Raw genomic sequence first — 18,472 nt, 5'->3', positions numbered from 1 at the left:
TTATTCGAGCGGAAATGATCACTGATGCGGCGCATGATCTTAACCATGTATTACGGGTCGTTAATTGTGCTAAACGCTTATCAGTGACAGAAAACGCTGATTTGGATGTGGTTATTCCAGCGGCCTATTTGCATGATTGCTTTACTTATCCGAAAGATCATCCAGAACGTGCGAGCAGTTCAACTATCGCGGCACACAAGGCGTGTCAGTTTTTGAGATCAATAGGTTACCCAGAGCTGCATATTGATGCCATCCACCATGCGATTGTCGCGCACAGTTTTTCCGCTAATATCGCAACCGATTCTATTGAAGCTAAAGTAGTACAAGATGCCGACAGATTAGATGCATTGGGTGCTATAGGTGTTACGCGTTGTATTCAGGTTGCGACCAGTCTAGGTCGAACTTTGTATAGTACTGATGACCCTTTTTGCATTGAGCGTTCTGCTGACGATGCCAAGTTCACCATTGACCATTTTTACATCAAGCTATTTTCCATTGCAGACACAATGAAAACCGAAGCGGGTAAACAGGAAGCAATCAGTAGAGTGGCGTTTATGAAACAATATCTAGCGCAATTAGGGCATGAAATATCATGATTGAACATCAACAAGATAGACAGAGATTTGTACTCTCTTCGAACGGGCAAGACTCGGTATTGGATTACAAGCTTTCGGGTAATACGGTTAATTTTACTCGCACCTTTGTACCAGAATCACTGCGTGGAAAGGGCGCTGCAAAACAGTTAGTCGATCAGGGTCTTGCGTGGGCTAGAGAGCAAGGCTATCAGATTGAAGCCGACTGTTGGTATGTGGCTAGATTCTTGAGTAGATAACCGTACCTTGGGTTAGCTTAGCGACGGTTTTCTCACCGTCGCTGCAAGAGTGACGAAGGCTAACGTTCTGTGTCAAATGGATACGGGTCTAAGCCATTACTTTTACCGTCATCGTCACTGTCATTATAGATACCATCCACGGGGGAGCGTCCCCAAGCATCCAACTCTCTATTAATGGCTTTAGAGACAGAAACGTTGTCGAAATAGATTGTCCTAGGACTGCGAATTTCTGTATACATTCCGATCTTGGTGTAGCCATTATTGCTAATCAGCATGTTTTTACCTTTCCGGTCGAGCTTCAGCTCACCATTGACCCAGACTTTTACTCGTCCATCGTCGGCTAAAGACTTTTTAAAGTAGATACGAATATCAGTCCATTGGTCTTGTGGTGCAACGCCTAAATCGATCACCGGATAGTTAGGTGCGTGGAAGCTGAGTTTGAAAAGCCCATCATTGCTTAGACGCACTGCGGCGTGAGGACCAGAACTGAATGACTTCCACTGTGCCAAGATAATGGAGTACTTAGTGATGGTCTGCCAAGATGCATCGGGGCGAATACTGGCACTAAAATAGAAGTCATCTCCCGGTGCGTACTGATAGCGGCCATCCATAAAGGCTGTCTCGCTTCGATAAGCTGGTGGCTCGCCGTAAAACTTCATCACATGATTACCTGTGCGAGCCCAGTCTACTTGAGCTACCTCGTAATAGTGATAGCTGGCGGGTATTTTGGTGAGTGAGTCGTAACTACTAGAAAAAGAGGGGGTGAGTTCCCCAGGTAAGCCGGAATCTGCTAGACCGTTTTCCCAACCAGCAGTGTATATGGTGGCTGGATTTTCGATTGTCGTGGTTCGGTCGATTTGAATGTCGACCCAAGCTGGTTGCGATCGGTTAAATCCGTCTTCTACATGATAGAAGAAGCCATCTAAGCCGACAAAGTCAGCATTTGGCTGATATAGTATTTGTCCTTCGACAACGGTAACTGTTCCATAATTTGGTTCAGATGCAATGACGATGGTTAGTTCATCACCTTCAGGGTCTAGGTCGTTTGCTAACACATTGCATAGTAGCGCTTGGTTCTCTAAACCATTGCAGCTATCTGGAGAGATAATGGTGACCTCATTTTTCCACCTTTCTGGGTCAAGTGGATAATCATCGTCTATATCGACAACACCATCACCATCATCATCAATGTCCTTGTTATTTCCAATGCCATCGCTGTCCGTATCGACAGATTCGTTGGGGTCATAGGGAAAGGCATCTTCGGCATCAACGACACCGTCGTTATCAGAGTCTTTGGAAAGGGGCGATAAGTCAAACTGCAAGCGATCAATACGGATTGAACCTTCTACTGCTGCGAGCGTAAACGTATGTTCCCCTTTAGTTAACCAAATGGTTTGAGGTGAGGTTTGCTCAAATTCGCGAGTAATCTGGGTGGAGGAAAGGAACGGAATCCGGAACAACACCTCTGTGCCCTTACGCAGTTCTACATGTTTGGTTTTGTCGGCAGAAGAACCCAACCAAGCAGAGAATTCATAGTAGGCATCCTCTTCGATTTGTACGGTGTAGTTGATCCATTCGTCGCGCGCAAACCAGCCAACGTGTACCTGCCCATCACTGTGAGTAGAGAAGTCCACACCATCGTTACGGTATTGCTTTCCCCCTCGGTTCTCTGGTTCTTTGTCGAAGTAGGCGATGCCTTGTCCACCAAGGTCATAATCTTCCGCTTCCACAATGGAAGGTAATCGGTGAATAGGTAAGGCAGACTTGGTGTCGTCCCAAGGATAAATATCTTCAAGGTCGGGAACTCCGTCGCCATCAGAATCGACATTGGCGAAGGTCAGTGAGGTATTCAGCAGCATCCCCAACATCAATGCGGGGAGAATCATTGTAGGGTAACTTAATCTTGTTCTCATAATATATTCCTTAGTTATTTACGCCTGTTACGAGCTCTGGTCGCAACATGTAATAGGCGGAGCAAATTGGAATTAAATGAGTGCACTCTTCAACACCTTAGAAAGTTTGGAATGCATATCAAACAGGTTTTATATTGATGAGGTGAATGTATGTTGGGAAAGAAAGGCTATTTCTACGCATTAGATAGAAAAATAGCGACTAAGGCTCAAAATTTACGAATAAGTTCTTTAGCCAATATATACGTGATACCAAGGGTTAATACGGCAGTAGTTTTGTTAGTGATGGACACATAAAAACAGTGAATATAATAAGATTTCTTTGCGTTCGGCGAGTAATGAGCGCATAAGTTTTAAATTGTTAGCTTTCACACTGCAGCATATTGAATAGCCGATTAAAAACTCAGCGGTACAGTGGTTTTTGGTTTTTTGTAAATTTACTTAGAATTGGAATGAAAGTCTTACAGAGATGGTGTAGAAGTGGTTAAACCACTTTGATATTCTGGGGGTGGTATCGAGGTTAGGAGGCGTGGAATGAAGTGGAAAGTCAGTATGGCAATATTGACCGCTCTTGCTCTAGTGGGTTGCAGTAAGCCGGAGATAGAAACCGTCGATAATGAACTAAATGCACACCACTTAGATCAAGTTGTTGTAGTGCACGGCTTAGCGAGAAGCGCTTGGTCGATGCAGAATATGTCAAAAGGTATTGCCAAACAAGGCTATCAAGTCTGTGTCGTGGATTATCCAACGCTTCGCCAGCCTATTGAAAATACGCTTGCCGAGAGTGCCAAGGAGCTCTCTCGATGTATTGACGAATTTAATCACTCAAAAAACCTTGTCACTAATCAGTCGAAAATTCACTTTGTTGGGCATTCATTAGGTGGATTGGTGATCCGCTCGTACTTGGCACAGCACCCTGATTTTGTCGACTCATCGGAGATGGGAAAAGTGGTGTTTGTTGGTACTCCCAACCATGGTAGTGATGTTGCTGATTTCTTTTCGGACACTTGGATGCTATCTCTAGTGGGTGGTACCGCTGAATCGCTAACAACCAGTCCTAATTCATTCCCAAACAGTTTGCCAATTCCAAACTACGATTTCGGTGTCATAGCAGGTACGCAAAGCTACCCGGTTTTTAGTGGCATGTTTAGCAAGAGCAACGATGGGCTAGTCTCAGTGGAATCGACAAAACTTGATGGTATGCGAGACTTTATTGAAGTAGATATCAAACACGATAGGCTACGTCGTGATCCTTATGTAACCTCATTGGTACTGAACTTTATTGAGACCGATAAGTTCGAATCGAAATAACGTAGCATTATAGAACGATACGATAGTGTTAGTTCTTTAGTGCTGCGGCATTTTGTCTCGTGACTTCGTTAGCTAATCGCATTTTGAGTGACATTCTTCAAAAAATAGAAAATTCATTTCATTAGATATTTATAATTATATATCTGAATAAATATCCAAATTCAAAAGTAGTTATCATTTGATATTGTTTTGTTTGCGAATATTCTTCAAAAATATCTAATTATTAATCCAGACAAATAATTCTATTTCAGCGGCCATTTAACTATTGCAAGAATAAGTGTGAACAAGGCACAAGAATAACAGTAAATAAAGGCGTATATTTTCTTTGAAATTATGATTAGTAATTCTTATGGCTTCAATGTGGTGATTGAATGTAAAACATACAGCTAAAGTAGCAGGATAGCCCTTCTACTAAGGAGAATACTATGACTACCCACGTCGTTCACGAGCCGAAAAAGTCGGGAGGCTTTTTTGCAAATTTCAAGTTTCCCTCAGCCTATACCATTTTATTTGTGTTGATTGCTATCGTTGCAGTCATGACCTGGATTATTCCTGCGGGTCAATATGAGAGAGTGATGAATGAAGATCTGGGCAGAGAAGTTCCAGTGGCTGGAACTTATTCTAGCGTAGAAAGTAATCCACAAACTCCAATCGACGTCTTAATGGCTCCTATTGATGGCTTCTATGATCACAATAGTTATGAAGCAGGTGCAATTGATGTCTCGTTATTTGTATTAGTCATTGGTGGCTTCTTGGGATTAGTGACTAAGACCGGAGCGATAGATGCTGGAATTGAGCGTGTAACTCACAAGTTAGAGGGTAGAGAAGAGTTGATGATTCCCATCCTTATGGCCTTGTTTGCCGCGGGTGGCACTGTCTATGGGATGGCAGAAGAATCTCTACCATTCTACACACTTCTCGTCCCAGTAATGATGGCAGCTCGATTTGACCCACTTGTTGCGGCCGCTACCATCTTATTGGGAGCTGGGATTGGAGTTCTGGGTTCCACAATTAATCCATTTGCTACAGTGATTGCTGCGAATGCATCCGGTATTCCTTTTACCGATGGTATTTTATTGCGTCTAGCCATGTTAGTGCTTGGGTGGATCATCTGTGTTGCTTATGTCATGAGATATGCTCGAATGGTCAAGGCCGACCCGTCTAAATCCATTGTTTATGATAAACACGAGGAGAACAAGGCTCATTTCCTCGGTAATAAAGGAGAGGAAAAACTCGATTTCACTACAACGAGAAAAGTGATTTTAGCGATCTTTGGTGGTTCATTTGCTGTAATGATATACGGTGTTTCGGTTGCTGGTTGGTGGATGGCAGAGATCTCTGCGATGTTCCTAGCCTCGTCAATCTTGGTTGGGCTTGTCGCTAGAATGAGTGAAGAATCTTTCATCAATAGCTTTATTGAAGGAGCGAGAGACTTACTCGGAGTAGCTTTGATTATTGGTATTGCTCGAGGAATCGTTGTTGTGATGGACCGAGGGATGATCACTGATACCATATTGAATTCTGCGGAACATATTGTCACTGGTCTTTCTTCGATCGTGTTTGTTAATGTTATGTTTTTCCTAGAAATATTATTGTCTTTCTTGGTGCCTTCGACTTCTGGACTGGCTGTGTTGACGATGCCGATAATGGCTCCTCTAGGTGATTTTGCCGGTGTTGGTCGAGAGTTGGTTATTACAGCGTATCAATCCGCTTCAGGGCTGGTGAATTTGATAACTCCAACCTCTGCTGTTGTGATGGGAGGTCTTGCTATAGCTCGGGTTCCTTACGTGAGATGGCTGAAATGGGTGGCTCCACTAATGGCTATTCTGACCGTATTCTGCGTGGTAATGCTTAGTATTGGTACGCTTGTCGGTTAAATGTTCGTTTGCCTAGTCTTTATACTGGCCCATTGCTATTAGCAGTGGGCTTTTTTTGTTGCAGTTTCTGAGTTAGCTGCGAAAGATAGTCGTCACTTCTATGCCCTTGTGACGAAATACCAATTTTTCTCCTTTTTGTTTGAATATGAGCAGCGTTCTATCGCTTATGTCCGACGGTCTCTTGAATGTGATATTTATCACGAAAATAGACTAAAAATTGTTAATGGATACAGAGGAGGTGAGCTAGGAATAGGTAACTAACAAAAGCCAATGCATATTTCTTCCAAGTAATCATATCCATTAGAATTAATAATGCGAATCAAGTTTCTTAAAAGAACGTAACTATGACTGCTTCACGAATAATCCATGCATACTATTTCATTTAATATGCGAGATTAATTCTCGGTAATTATATTTATCAAGGAATAAATATTGTTAACAGCCACTTTTATGACGTCTTTGTTTACATATATATTTGTGTGATCGGTGTCCAATATTATTTTGAATGATTGGTACATATTAATTACACCACAACGAAGCTATTAATATATTCCATAAAGAACGATTTTGGTTCTTATAATATTAGAGAGACATGATTATGAATAAACTATATGTTGGTTCTGAAGTTGGTCAGTTACGCCGTGTCTTAATACATCGTCCACGACGTGCTCTCACTCACTTAACGCCTTCTAACTGCCATCAACTGTTGTTTGACGATGTACTAGCGGTAGAGAAGGCTGGCGAAGAGCATGATGTTTTTGCCAAAACACTAGAATCACAAGGTGTTGAGGTTTTACTTCTAACAAATTTACTTGCTGAAACTCTCGCTATTTCAGAAGCAAAAGATTGGCTGCTAAATATTCAGGTTTCAGATTTTCGTTATGGCAATACCTTTGCCAACGATGTGAGATGTTATTTGAGTGATATGCCAAACATCGAATTAGCTAAAGTACTTACTGGGGGCTTGTCATTTGGTGAAATGCCGCTTGAGTCTTCGTCAATGTTGCAATCTTTATATAAAGCTAACGATTTCATTATCGACCCGTTGCCAAATCACTTATTTACTCGTGATACATCATGCTGGGTTTATGGTGGTGTCTCTATCAACCCGATGGCGAAGGTCGCTCGTCAAAGGGAAACAAATCATTTACGTGCAATATATCGCTGGCATCCGACCTTTGCTGGACAAGACTTCATTAAATACTTTGGTGATGAGCAGCAATCGTATGATCACTCGACTATCGAAGGTGGAGATGTACTGGTCATAGGCAAAGGCTCTGTGTTGATCGGCATGTCTGAGCGTACCACGCCACAGGGTGTAGAGCATTTAGCATCGAGCTTATTTAAGAATAACCAAGCTAAGCAGGTTATTGCTTTAGAACTACCGAAAGATCGTTCATGCATGCACCTAGATACGGTTATGACACACATGCGTGAGGATACGTTCTCCATCTACCCTAATGTTATTCCTGATGACGTGAAATGTTGGAGTCTTACTGGTGATGAATCCGGTCGAGTAACGGCTACGCAGCAGAATTCGTACATTACGACGATCGAAAAAGCGTTACAGGTCGACAAGTTAAATCTTATCACTACTGGAGGCGACAACTTCGAAGCTGAACGTGAACAATGGAATGATGCAAATAACGTCCTGACGGTCAAACCCGGTGTTGTTATTGGTTACGAACGCAATACCTATACCAACGAGAAGTACGATAAAGCCGGCATTACCGTACTACCAATCCCTGGTGATGAGCTTGGCCGCGGCCGCGGTGGTGCGCGTTGTATGAGCTGCCCAATTGAACGTGATGGTATTTAGTCACTTCGCTTTTCATTACCTGTATTGGATAAAAGATTATGAAGAAACAAACTATCGTTGTTGCTTTGGGTGGTAATGCCTTACTAAAGCGCGGAGAGCCACTCGAAGCAGAAGTACAACGCCACAATATTGAAATCGCGGTTAAAACCATATCGGAAATTGCCCTGCAATATAACGTCGTATTGGTGCACGGAAATGGCCCTCAAGTCGGGCTATTGGCATTGCAAGGACTGGAATATAAGAAAGTGAGTCCTTACCCACTTGATGTATTGGGTAGCGAGACACAGGGCATGATTGGCTACATGTTGATGCAAGAGTTCAAGAATCAAATGCCCAGCAAGAATATCACCTGCATGTTGACCCAAATGACTGTGGATCCAGCCGATCCGGCATTCAAAGATCCTACCAAGTTTATTGGCCCTGTCTATGACAAGCAGGAGGCATGTGAACTGGCTGAGAAATATAATTGGACTGTGAAACCTGATGGTGATTATTTCCGCCGTGTGGTCCCAAGTCCATTACCAACTGGCATTGTTGAGCACGAAGCTATCACCTCCCTTATTGATGAGGGGCACCTTGTTATTTGCACTGGTGGGGGTGGTATTCCGGTCACGCATAAAGATGGCAAGCTGGTTGGAGTTGAGGCGGTGATTGATAAAGACATGTCGGCAGCTTTCCTTGCCAAACAACTTCACGCAGACCGATTAATGATATTAACTGATGCCGACGCCGTTTACCTAGACTGGGGTAAACCAACTCAACATGCGTTGAGAGCCACGACACCATCAGAACTGTCACGTTACCAGTTCGATGAAGGTTCAATGGGGCCTAAAATTGATGCCTCGTGTGAGTTTATTAATCAAGGTGGGCAAATGGTGGGGATCGGCGCGCTACAAGATGGTCTTCGCATTCTTGAAGGGACCGCAGGGACCACGATTTCAAAACACTAATTTTGTCGTCGAATACGTATTTAAATTAAAGCACGAGCGTGTCAGTAGCAGAGTGATGTCGTGACTGACACGCATAGATAGAAAAGGAACACAATATGGCTTTCAATCTTCGCAATCGCAACTTCCTTAAACTTCTAGATTTTACTCCTCGTGAGATTCAGCACTTGCTTGAGCTGTCTATTGAACTTAAAAAAGCCAAGTACAACGGATACGAACAACCTCGTTTAAAAGGCAAAAATATCGCGCTCATCTTTGAAAAAACATCGACCCGCACTCGTTGCGCTTTTGAGGTGGCGGCATTCGATCAAGGAGCACAAGTTTCTTATCTTGGGCCTACGGGATCGCAGATCGGCCATAAAGAATCAATGAAAGATACCGCTCGGGTACTTGGGCGTATGTACGACGGGATTGAGTATCGCGGCTATGGTCAATCTATCGTTGAAGAGCTTGGTGCTTATGCAGGTGTACCGGTTTGGAACGGCTTAACAGACGAATTCCACCCAACTCAAATTCTTGCAGACTTTATGACCATGATAGAGCATGCTCCAGGTCGTCCATTGCAAGATATTCGCTTTGCCTACTTAGGGGATGCTCGTAATAACATGGGCAATTCGTTAATGGTAGGCGCGGCAAAAATGGGTATGGAAATCCATTTAGTTGCGCCAAAACAGTTCTGGCCTGAAGAAGCACTTGTTGCGGAATGTCAATCCATTGCTAAACACACCGGAGCGAAAATTATACTCACGGAAGACGTACGTGAAGGTGTTCAAGGGTGTGACTTCCTATATACAGACGTTTGGGTTTCTATGGGTGAAGCAAAAGCAGCCTGGGCTGAACGTATCAAGTTGATGCTGCCTTATCAGGTCAATATGGAAATGCTCAAAGCGACAGGCAATCCAAACGTGAAATTCATGCACTGCTTGCCTGCTTTTCATGGCGAAGATACGACGGTGGGTAAGTCTTTATCAGCAGAATATCCAATGTTAGCTGATGGCTGCGAAGTGACCGACGAAGTGATTGAATCCGAGCATTCTATTGTCTTTGATGAAGCGGAAAACCGTATGCACACGATTAAAGCGGTAATGGTCGCGACCTTAGGTAGCTAAAGGGCTAGCATATTGCATGAGAGGAACAGGAATGTCCTCTCATCTTAACTAAAGTAGCAATAAGTTGCTGTAACAATGCGATTGGATCGGGATTTTTCAGAACGATTAATTGTTACGTTATACCAGCGAAACAAATACAAGATCACGAACCCACTCATGGATGAGTTTCAATATTTTACAGGTGATAACATGTATGAAACTCCAACTTGTAACGACATGCTCGATGTTGATCAAAAACTGACAGATGTATGTAAGAAGCTTCTTCAGCAGCAGAGCTTTACTACACAGAATAAGCTCCGCGAAGCACTGGTAGACCTTGGTTATGATGGGATTAGTCAATCGACGGTCTCTCGCCTATTGACCAACCTGGGAGTAGTCAAAGTTCAAAATGCCTGCGGTAAAAAGGCGTATTGTCTAACGTCGGAGAACAGCCCTGTTCGTGTTGACTCTTCTATTTCGTCACAGATCGAGCTGATCACTAACAATCAGTCTCTCGTTGTCGTGAAAACTCACCCTGGAAGTGCCCAGCTTATTGCTCGCTTGATTGATATTGACCCGCACGCTGATATTTTGGCGACTATTGGTGGCAATGATACGATTCTAGTGATCCCGAAACAGGCTTCTGAAGTGAGTCGATGTGAGCGTGTCGTTAGAGCCAGGCTTGGTGCACTGTAGCCATATTGATACAACACGATAACTGTTGTACCCCAACAAAAAAGCAGCGATGTTGTTAATCGCTGCTTTTGCTAAATTTGCCTTAGTTATTCAATATCAATGATCATGGCTTGATAAGGCTTCAATACTAGCTCGTGTAGTGAACTTGGTGCATCATCATAGTTATTTAGTATGACTTGTTTCACACCGTATTGGTAGGTTCTCTCTAAGGTACTATCAGTAAAGTTAGCAATGATAAGCAAAGATTTTTCGCCGCTCGAGCGAATATATGCGTAGACTTCACTGTCTTGTGGGTCGAGTAACGTATGATTGCCATAAACCACAACATCCCCATATTCTTCACCTTGGCGCAGTTGGATAAGCTGGCGATAATGATGATAAATGGAATCCTCGTCGTTAACCGCTTGTTCTGCATTGATCTCCACATAGTTTTCATTCACTGGGAGCCAAGGCGTGCCTGTAGTGAAACCTGCATGAGCTTTTGTATCCCACTGCACTGGGACACGGGCATGGTCACGAGAGAAGTAGTTTAAAAACTCAATGGCATCATCATTGGAAACGCCACGTTCAATCATTTTCTGGTAATGGAACTTCGCCATGAGGTCATTAAACTCTTCGATGTTATTGAAGTGCTTATTGGTCATGCCGATTTCTTCACCTTGATAAATATACGGGGTGCCGCTCATCATATGTAAAACCGTGCCGAGCATTTTTGCACTGATGATGCGATATTCAGGAGAGTCAGAGCCATAACGCGATACCGTACGAGGTTGGTCGTGATTACTCCAATACACACTATTCCAACCTTTCTGGTATAAGTCTTCCTGCCAGCGCGACATGATTTCTTTGTACTGAACTAAGTCAAAATCTTTTTTCACTGCATTGTGTTCTTCGCGGTCGATGCTGACATGTTCGAATTGGAAGATCATACTAATTTCATTGCGATCAGGGTGAGAGTAGTAACGGCCATCCAGTGTTGTGGTGAAGGGAGTTTCACCTACGGTGAGTACATCGTAATGCTTCAGAACTTTATCGTGCATTTCACGCAGATATTGGTGCACAAGTAGGTTATTTGACCAATGCTCCCAACCTGCTACTCCTGCGTCAAAAATAGTTGCATCTGGATAGTCTGACGGTTTGCCGATCATATTAATGACGTCCATTCGGAAACCACCTAAGCCCTTTTTCAGCCAAAAGTGCATCATGTCGTAGACCGCTTCACGTACCTCTGGATTTGCCCAGTTTAGGTCAGGTTGTTTATTGCTAAACAGGTGCAGATAGTATTGGCCGGTCGCTTCATCAAGTGTCCACGCTTTAGGCTTGAAGAAAGATTCCCAATTATTGGGTTCACTGCCATCTTCTTTGGGATCTTTCCAAATATACCAATCGCGTTTTGGATTATCCTTACTGCTTTTGGATTCGATAAACCAAGGGTGTTCATCTGAGGTGTGGTTTACCACGAGATCCATGACAATTTTGATACCGCGTTTATCCGCTTCGAATAGCAGCTTTTCCATATCGGACATGGTGCCAAATTCTGGTGCAATTTCACGATAGCCAGAAATATCATAGCCGTTGTCATCCATCGGAGATTTATACACAGGACTGAGCCAAATGACGTTCGCGCCAAGGGCTTTGATGTAATCCAATTTTTCTATAATACCTGGGATATCACCAATGCCATCTCCGTTAGAGTCGTTGAAACTTCTTGGATAGATTTGATAAACGACAGCGTCATGCCACCAACGCTTTTCAAGTTGTTCCGTCCTCATGGATCAATTCTCCTTAGCAAGTGAGGTAATGTCTAACTGCTGGTACGAATAATAAGCTCCGTATCCAGTTGGATAGATTCGTAGGGTAGTTGGCCGAGCGCCATCTTTGCAGCGATTCGGCCTTTATTCTCAATAGGCTGCTGAATAGTCGTTAAGCCGGCTTCTGCAGCTTTGGGTATTCCGTCAAAGCCAACAATTCGAATATCGATGCTGATTTCTCTAGCCACTTCCAGAGCGGCCAAAGCGATTTTATCGCTCATACAAAGCAGTACATCCACGCGCTTAGGGGCCGTTAGTGTGCCACGCAACATGGTTTTTAACGTTGTTTCGTCAAGATCGTGAATTTGCCAGACATTTTCGAATGACAATGGTATGCCGTTTTCCTCGAGAGCTTTTTTGTAACCTTCAAAACGACAACGAGAAACGGATTCTTCGCTGGTATAAAGATTGTCGAGGTTGGCAAGCGATAACGATGTTGATGGCTCAAGACGCAGCCCCAAGATAAGCACATTGTCGTCGGATGAATGAATGGCATGCATGGCTATGTCGTAGCTTGCTTTGCGGTTGTCGACATTGATGGATGGAATGTCAGGCAAGGCGAAATCGACTGCCACGACAGGCTTATGCTGGCGTAGTATCAGGTTGATTATGCTTGAGTCCACAGGTTTACCATAAACTATGAAACTATCGGGGATAGTTTCAACCTGCGTATTCTGATAGTTATCACTGCTTGAAGGCAGCAACAGCATGTTGACATGAGACTCGTCTAAAGTCTTTGATATTCCAGCTAAAAATTGAGTAGCTACTGGGTCGGTAAAGTTATAGGCGAGGTTGTCTGCGAGCAAAACTCCGATTACGCCGGTCTTTCCGGTGCGTAAGCTTCGTGCAGTGATACTTGGGCCAGTGTAACCGAGTTTTTCACATTCAAGCAGAATGTTCTCTCTCAGCGCCTTCGAAAGTTGGTTTGGACGGTTGAAAGCGTTTGATACGGTAGCCGTTGATACACCTAGGTGAGCGGCGACGGTTTTCAATGTAGGTTTCTTCCGTTCCATATCAGTCATTGTCCATATTTATATTATCTGCGATCTAGAATAGCGAAATTTATCAGTTGAGTCTAAATCGATTAAGAAGGAATGCGAAATTAAAATTTCATAGCCATTATAATTTGTTTGATGCTTGTCACTTAATTGTAATCAAGGTATTTCAAAACATGATCAAAGGCACAAGATTTGGCAAGAAAGTGGTCGAATTGTCAATAAGGTTTTATGGTATTCATTAACGGCTTAACCGATTAAGTAATTAAGTAAGAAGTTAAGTCGAGGACATAAGAACTGACTATAAAAACGAAACAAAGTATCTGAATACATGGAGTCTTACTGATGAAAACCTCTCTACTTGCTAGCGCAGTAGCTCTTGCTGTTTCTGCATCCTCCGCATTCGCCGCTGATTTAAAATTCGCACCTGGCGAAGACGCACGCTTTAACTGGCAAAGCTACGAAGAGCTGAAAAATATGGATCTGAAAGGTGAAACGGTCACCATTTTTGGTCCTTGGTTAACAGAAGATAAAGAGCTTGTTGAAAGTGTCATTGCGTATTTTGAAGAGGCAACTGGTGCCGATGTGAAATATTCAGGCTCTGACTCATTTGAACAGCAAATTGCGATTGATGTGCAAGCAGGTAGTGCACCTAACATTGCGATTTTCCCGCAGCCTGGTTTAGCGGCAGACTTAGCCTCTAAAGGTTTCCTAACTCCACTTGACCCTAAAATGGGTGATTGGATCAATGACAACTACGCCGCTGGTTCTTCATGGGTTGACCTAGGTACATTTGCTGGTAAAGACGGTAAAGATCATCTGTATGGTTTCTTCTATAAAGTCGATTTGAAGTCACTAGTATGGTATGTGCCTGAAAACTTCGAAGATGCCGGTTATGAAGTACCTCAATCAATGGAAGAGCTAAAAGCACTGACTGAACAGATTGTTGAAGATGGCGAAACACCGTGGTGTGTTGGGCTAGGTTCTGGTGGTGCAACGGGCTGGCCTGCAACGGACTGGGTGGAAGATATGATGCTTCGTACTCAATCGCCAGCTGATTACGATAAGTGGACTACAAACGAACTCAAGTTCAATGATGAGAAAGTTGTTGGTGCTATTGAAGAGTTTGGATGGTTTGTACGTAACGATAAGTTCGTCGACGGCGGTGCACGTGCAGTAGCTGCAACGGACTTCCGTGATTCACCAAAAGGTTTGTTTACATCGCCAGCTAAGTGTTACATGCACCGTCAGGCATCATTCATTCCAAGCTTCTTCCCAGAAGGTACAGAGCTAGGTGCTGACGTTGATTTCTTCTACTTCCCAGCGTATGAATCAAAAGACTTAGGTAAGCCAGTACTTGGCGCAGGTACTATGTGGAGCATTACCAAAGATTCTAAAGCCGCACGCGCATTTATGGAGTTCTTACAGTCACCAATCGCACATGAAATCTGGATGGCTCAATCGGGCTTCCTGACTCCGCATAAAGGTGCCAACGTTAATGCTTATGGCAACGACACTCTGAAGAAACAAGGTGAAATCTTGTTGGATGCGACGACGTTCCGTTTCGATGGTTCAGACTTGATGCCAGGTAAGATCGGTGCCGGCGCATTCTGGACAGGTATGGTCGACTACAGTGGCGGCAAACCTGCGAAAGAGGTCGCTGATGACATCCAAAAAACTTGGGATGCACTTAAGTAACCAAGGAAGTAAGTAACTTGGCGAAGTAACGCGATGCCGGTAGACGTAATTTCATTGGGTCGTCTATCGGCTTTCGCAATCTTGATATTCGTTAAGTCTCTCTATAAAGCGAGGTAATGATGGAACAGCTTTATTCCTCTTTATTTATCATGGCACTAGGCGTCGCTGGATGTGTGGTCTACTTCGTAGGCAGCAACTGGCTTCTCACTATCCTATTTCCTACCAGAAATGTCTCAAACCAAAAGATGGCACAAAACCTTAGACGAGCGGCAGCGATTCGTCCTTGGTTATTCCTTGGGCCTGCTTTGGCGTTTTTAGGCCTCTATCTTGTCTATCCAGTATTTGAGTCATTCTATCTGTCAATGCACGACAGAAATGCTGACAAATTTGTAGGATTAGGAAATTACATTTGGCTCTTCAACGATCCTGAGTTTAGAGAGTCACTATTTAACAATCTATTGTGGTTATTGGTTGTGCCTGCCGCCTCCACATTTTTTGGCTTGGTTATCGCAGCACTGACTGACAAAGTGAGCTGGGGGAATATTGCTAAGAGTTTAATCTTTATGCCAATGGCTATTTCATTCATTGGTGCATCGATCATTTGGAAGTTTGTCTACGACTACCGTGCGCCGGGGTCGGAGCAGATAGGTATTTTGAATGCCGTGGTTGAGTTCTTTGGAGGTACTGCACAGGCTTGGATAACCATCCCGTTTTGGAATAACTTCTTTTTGATGGTCATTCTTATTTGGATTCAAACCGGCTTTGCAATGGTTATTTTGTCTGCGGCTCTGCGCGGTATTCCAGAAGAAACGGTGGAAGCGGCGGTACTGGATGGAGCCAATGGAGTACAAATATTCTTTAAAATTCTCATTCCACAGATATGGGGAACGATTGCAGTAGTGTGGACCACAATCACCATTCTGGTTCTGAAGGTCTTCGATATCGTGTTAGCGATGACGAACGGCCAGTGGAGTACTCAGGTTCTGGCAAATATGATGTTTGACTGGATGTTCCGTGGTGGCGGTGACTTTGGCCGTGGCGCAGCGATTGCGGTCGTGATCATGGTGGCGGTAATTCCTGTCATGGTATGGAACATGCGCCAAGCTAGCGCTCAAATGGAGGGGCGATAATGACTGAAAAAGCCCAAACAGCGCCAAGTCTTGAAGAGAGTAACGCACGCTTTAGCTTAAGCAAATTACGACGTTCGCCACTGACTATTTTGGTCCACGCTTCGGTGTTGCTGATTGTGATTCTATGGACTCTACCAACAGCAGGTCTTTTTATCTCATCGTTTAGGGACAAAGATCAGCTTGCTTTATCAGGCTGGTGGACGTCATTAACCGCTTCCGAGCAGAACCTTGTAGACCGCACTGGAGCGCCCGACACCCAAGTTCAGGAAGGTGACGTTTATGTTCTCAAGGGGCAATTACTCGTCGATGGTAAGCCTGCTGAAGTCCATGCCTTTGGTTTCTCTTCTCGCGAACCGACAAAATTCGTCCCTGGTGATGTTGCTGAAATGAGAAAGGGTGGCACGCTAACGGTAACGGAAGATGGCCACTACAAAATGACAGCACTCGAACCGTTCAAAGGCAAACGAGGGAAACGAATTTTCTTTACCGCTGTGGTGCCGCCGAAGTTTGGTTTAGACAACTATCGTGAAGTACTTACGGCAGAAGGTATTGGTCGTTCGTTTATTAATTCTTTAACCGTTACTATTCCCGCAACAATCATCCCAATTCTTATTGCGGCGTACGCGGCTTATGCGTTGTCTTGGATGAGAATGCCGGGTAGAAACCTACTTATTGCAGTTGTGGTTGGTTTGTTGGTTGTACCTCTGCAAATGTCTTTGATTCCTCTTTTAAGACTCTATAACGACATTGGGGCTTTCTTCGGTGTCGGGGCGAAAACCTATTTGGGAATATGGTTAGCGCATACTGGGTTTGGATTGCCATTGGCGATTTATTTGCTGCGAAACTACATCTCCAGTTTGCCTAGAGAGATTATCGAGTCGGCGAAAGTGGACGGTGCGACTGACTTCGAAATATTCATGAGAATCGTTCTGCCGCTGTCGTTCCCGGCACTAGCATCATTCGGGATATTCCAGTTCTTATGGGTATGGAATGACCTTCTTGTTGCAACGGTATTCTTGGGCACTGGCGAAGAGCACATGGTACTCACAGCACGATTACGTGAACTATTAGGCTCTCGTGGTGGTAACTGGGAGATTTTGACAGCATCTGCATTTGTTTCGATTGCTGTGCCTTTGGGCGTGTTCTTTACGCTGCAACGTTATCTAGTTCGTGGCCTACTTTCTGGTTCTGTTAAGTAAGCAGTTCCTGATTCAACGATGAGAAGAAAGAAATGACAGGATTATCTCTAACAAACGTTAAAAAATCATACGGTGAAACTCAGGTACTGCACGGCATCGATCTGGACATCGACCAAGGCGAATTCATCGTATTCGTTGGGCCTTCAGGTTGCGGTAAGTCTACTCTGCTTCGAATGATTGCGGGCCTTGAGGACATCACTTCAGGTGAGCTTTGTATTGAAGGGGCTCGAGTGAATGAGTTGCCAGCCGCGATGCGGGGCATTGCCATGGTATTCCAGACTTATGCTCTCTATCCGCATATGACCGTATACGACAATATGGCTTTTGCGATGCGCATAGCGAAAGAGCCGAAAGACGCTATACATGAGCGTGTTATGGAAGCTGCTCGTATGTTGCAACTTGAACCGTATCTTGATCGTCTGCCTAAGGCGCTCTCCGGTGGTCAGCGACAAAGGGTGGCGATTGGTCGAGCGATTGTTCGCCAACCTAAGGTGTTCTTATTCGATGAACCGCTTTCCAATTTAGATGCAGCGCTACGTGTTCAAACGCGAATCGAAATTGCCAACTTGAAGGAAGAGTTAACGGAAACCACGATGATTTACGTGACTCACGATCAAGTAGAAGCAATGACGCTCGCTGACAGAATCGTTGTCTTATCAGCAGGTAAGATTGAGCAAGTAGGCACGCCACTTGAGCTTTATACCAATCCGGCGAATGTGTTTGTGGCTCAGTTTATTGGCTCTCCGGCGATGAACATTAGTAAAGCGCGTATGGAGAAGGCAGGTGAGCACTCCTTGGTTACTGCAGAGAGTGGCCACAACGTAGAAATACCAATTGCAGCAGCACAAGAGCTCAATGGCTGTACGTTACAATTGGGAATCAGACCGGAAGACTTTTTAGTCGCTGAAGAGTCCGATGCACTTATGTCTGGGAAAGTGTTATTTGTCGAATCCTTGGGTGAAGTGACTCTCCTACATATTAATGTTGAAGGACATGATGAAACGGTCGTGGCAAAGTTACCAGGTATCCTTGATTTCCACAAAGGTGAAACCATTCACTTAAAAGCGCAACCAGAGAAAATTCACTTATTTAATGAAGAGGGTATTTCTTTGAAATATCTTTAAATAGAGGTTGTTAGCAATTATTCAAAGAGCTCCTT

The 18,472-nt window shown here is 44.0% G+C and carries 15 protein-coding genes; 12 read left to right on the top strand and 3 right to left on the bottom strand.

The window, feature by feature from the left end; translation table 11 throughout:
* Positions 1-14: 14 nt before the first annotated feature.
* Positions 15-596: an HD domain-containing protein gene (locus tag JKJ11_RS22435; RefSeq protein ID WP_240206432.1), complete on the top strand. Its 582-nt coding sequence runs from the start codon at positions 15-17 to the stop codon at positions 594-596.
* Positions 593-832: a GNAT family N-acetyltransferase gene (locus JKJ11_RS22430; protein ID WP_252039234.1), complete on the top strand. Its 240-nt coding sequence runs from the start codon at positions 593-595 to the stop codon at positions 830-832. The genes JKJ11_RS22435 and JKJ11_RS22430 overlap by 4 nt, the downstream gene beginning before the upstream one ends.
* A 59-nt stretch (positions 833-891) precedes the next feature.
* Here the strand turns inward: JKJ11_RS22430 and JKJ11_RS22425 are convergent, their stop codons facing one another.
* Positions 892-2,745 (bottom strand): heparin lyase I family protein, encoded by a 1,854-nt coding sequence (locus JKJ11_RS22425; protein ID WP_252039233.1) that lies wholly within the window; start codon positions 2,743-2,745, stop codon positions 892-894.
* Between the two features lie 531 nt (positions 2,746-3,276).
* Between JKJ11_RS22425 and JKJ11_RS22420 the strand changes: the two genes are divergently transcribed.
* The 6 genes from JKJ11_RS22420 to JKJ11_RS22395 all read left to right on the top strand — a co-directional run bounded on the left by JKJ11_RS22420 (position 3,277) and on the right by JKJ11_RS22395 (position 10,480).
* Entirely contained in the window at positions 3,277-4,053 is a 777-nt protein-coding gene (locus tag JKJ11_RS22420) for an alpha/beta fold hydrolase (RefSeq protein WP_031494072.1), read from the top strand.
* Between the two features lie 425 nt (positions 4,054-4,478).
* Positions 4,479-5,930, top strand: coding sequence for a YfcC family protein (locus tag JKJ11_RS22415; RefSeq protein ID WP_171389933.1), 1,452 nt, complete (start codon positions 4,479-4,481; stop codon positions 5,928-5,930).
* 598 nt (positions 5,931-6,528) lie between these two features.
* Positions 6,529-7,749, top strand: a complete 1,221-nt coding sequence (arcA, locus tag JKJ11_RS22410) for an arginine deiminase (protein ID WP_124941496.1) — start codon at positions 6,529-6,531, stop codon at positions 7,747-7,749.
* Between the two features lie 38 nt (positions 7,750-7,787).
* Positions 7,788-8,699 (top strand): carbamate kinase, encoded by a 912-nt coding sequence (gene arcC, locus JKJ11_RS22405; protein ID WP_252039231.1) that lies wholly within the window; start codon positions 7,788-7,790, stop codon positions 8,697-8,699.
* Positions 8,700-8,794: 95 nt separating this feature from the next.
* Positions 8,795-9,805 (top strand): ornithine carbamoyltransferase, encoded by a 1,011-nt coding sequence (argF, locus tag JKJ11_RS22400; protein ID WP_252039230.1) that lies wholly within the window; start codon positions 8,795-8,797, stop codon positions 9,803-9,805.
* Positions 9,806-9,994: 189 nt separating this feature from the next.
* A complete protein-coding gene (locus JKJ11_RS22395; protein WP_050798595.1) occupies positions 9,995-10,480 on the top strand; it encodes an arginine repressor in 486 nt (161 codons plus the stop codon).
* 86 nt (positions 10,481-10,566) lie between these two features.
* Here the strand turns inward: JKJ11_RS22395 and JKJ11_RS22390 are convergent, their stop codons facing one another.
* Positions 10,567-12,252 carry a glycoside hydrolase family 13 protein gene (locus JKJ11_RS22390; RefSeq protein ID WP_252039229.1) on the bottom strand — a complete coding sequence of 562 codons (1,686 nt, stop codon included), beginning with the start codon at positions 12,250-12,252 and terminating at the stop codon, positions 10,567-10,569.
* A 32-nt stretch (positions 12,253-12,284) separates the two neighbouring features.
* On the bottom strand, positions 12,285-13,304 hold the full coding sequence (locus JKJ11_RS22385; protein WP_252039227.1) for a LacI family DNA-binding transcriptional regulator: 1,020 nt from the start codon (positions 13,302-13,304) through the stop codon (positions 12,285-12,287).
* Between the two features lie 327 nt (positions 13,305-13,631).
* On the opposite strand from JKJ11_RS22385, the gene JKJ11_RS22380 reads away from it, so the two are divergent.
* From JKJ11_RS22380 to JKJ11_RS22365, 4 genes are all read left to right on the top strand, one after another.
* A complete protein-coding gene (locus JKJ11_RS22380; RefSeq protein WP_006070304.1) occupies positions 13,632-14,984 on the top strand; it encodes an ABC transporter substrate-binding protein in 1,353 nt (450 codons plus the stop codon).
* 116 nt (positions 14,985-15,100) lie between these two features.
* A complete protein-coding gene (locus JKJ11_RS22375; RefSeq protein ID WP_235225472.1) occupies positions 15,101-16,114 on the top strand; it encodes a carbohydrate ABC transporter permease in 1,014 nt (337 codons plus the stop codon).
* Positions 16,114-17,313 carry a carbohydrate ABC transporter permease gene (locus tag JKJ11_RS22370; protein ID WP_006070306.1) on the top strand — a complete coding sequence of 400 codons (1,200 nt, stop codon included), beginning with the start codon at positions 16,114-16,116 and terminating at the stop codon, positions 17,311-17,313. Before JKJ11_RS22375 ends, JKJ11_RS22370 begins: the two co-directional genes overlap by 1 nt.
* 32 nt (positions 17,314-17,345) lie before the next feature.
* Positions 17,346-18,437 carry an ABC transporter ATP-binding protein gene (locus tag JKJ11_RS22365; RefSeq protein ID WP_006070307.1) on the top strand — a complete coding sequence of 364 codons (1,092 nt, stop codon included), beginning with the start codon at positions 17,346-17,348 and terminating at the stop codon, positions 18,435-18,437.
* Positions 18,438-18,472: the final 35 nt, after the last annotated feature.

This window comes from Vibrio sp. SCSIO 43133 (assembly GCF_023716845.1).
Lineage (GTDB): Bacteria > Pseudomonadota > Gammaproteobacteria > Enterobacterales > Vibrionaceae > Vibrio > Vibrio mediterranei.
Note: the sequence above shows the minus strand (reverse complement) of the source record. Positions and strands in the feature narration are given on the sequence as shown.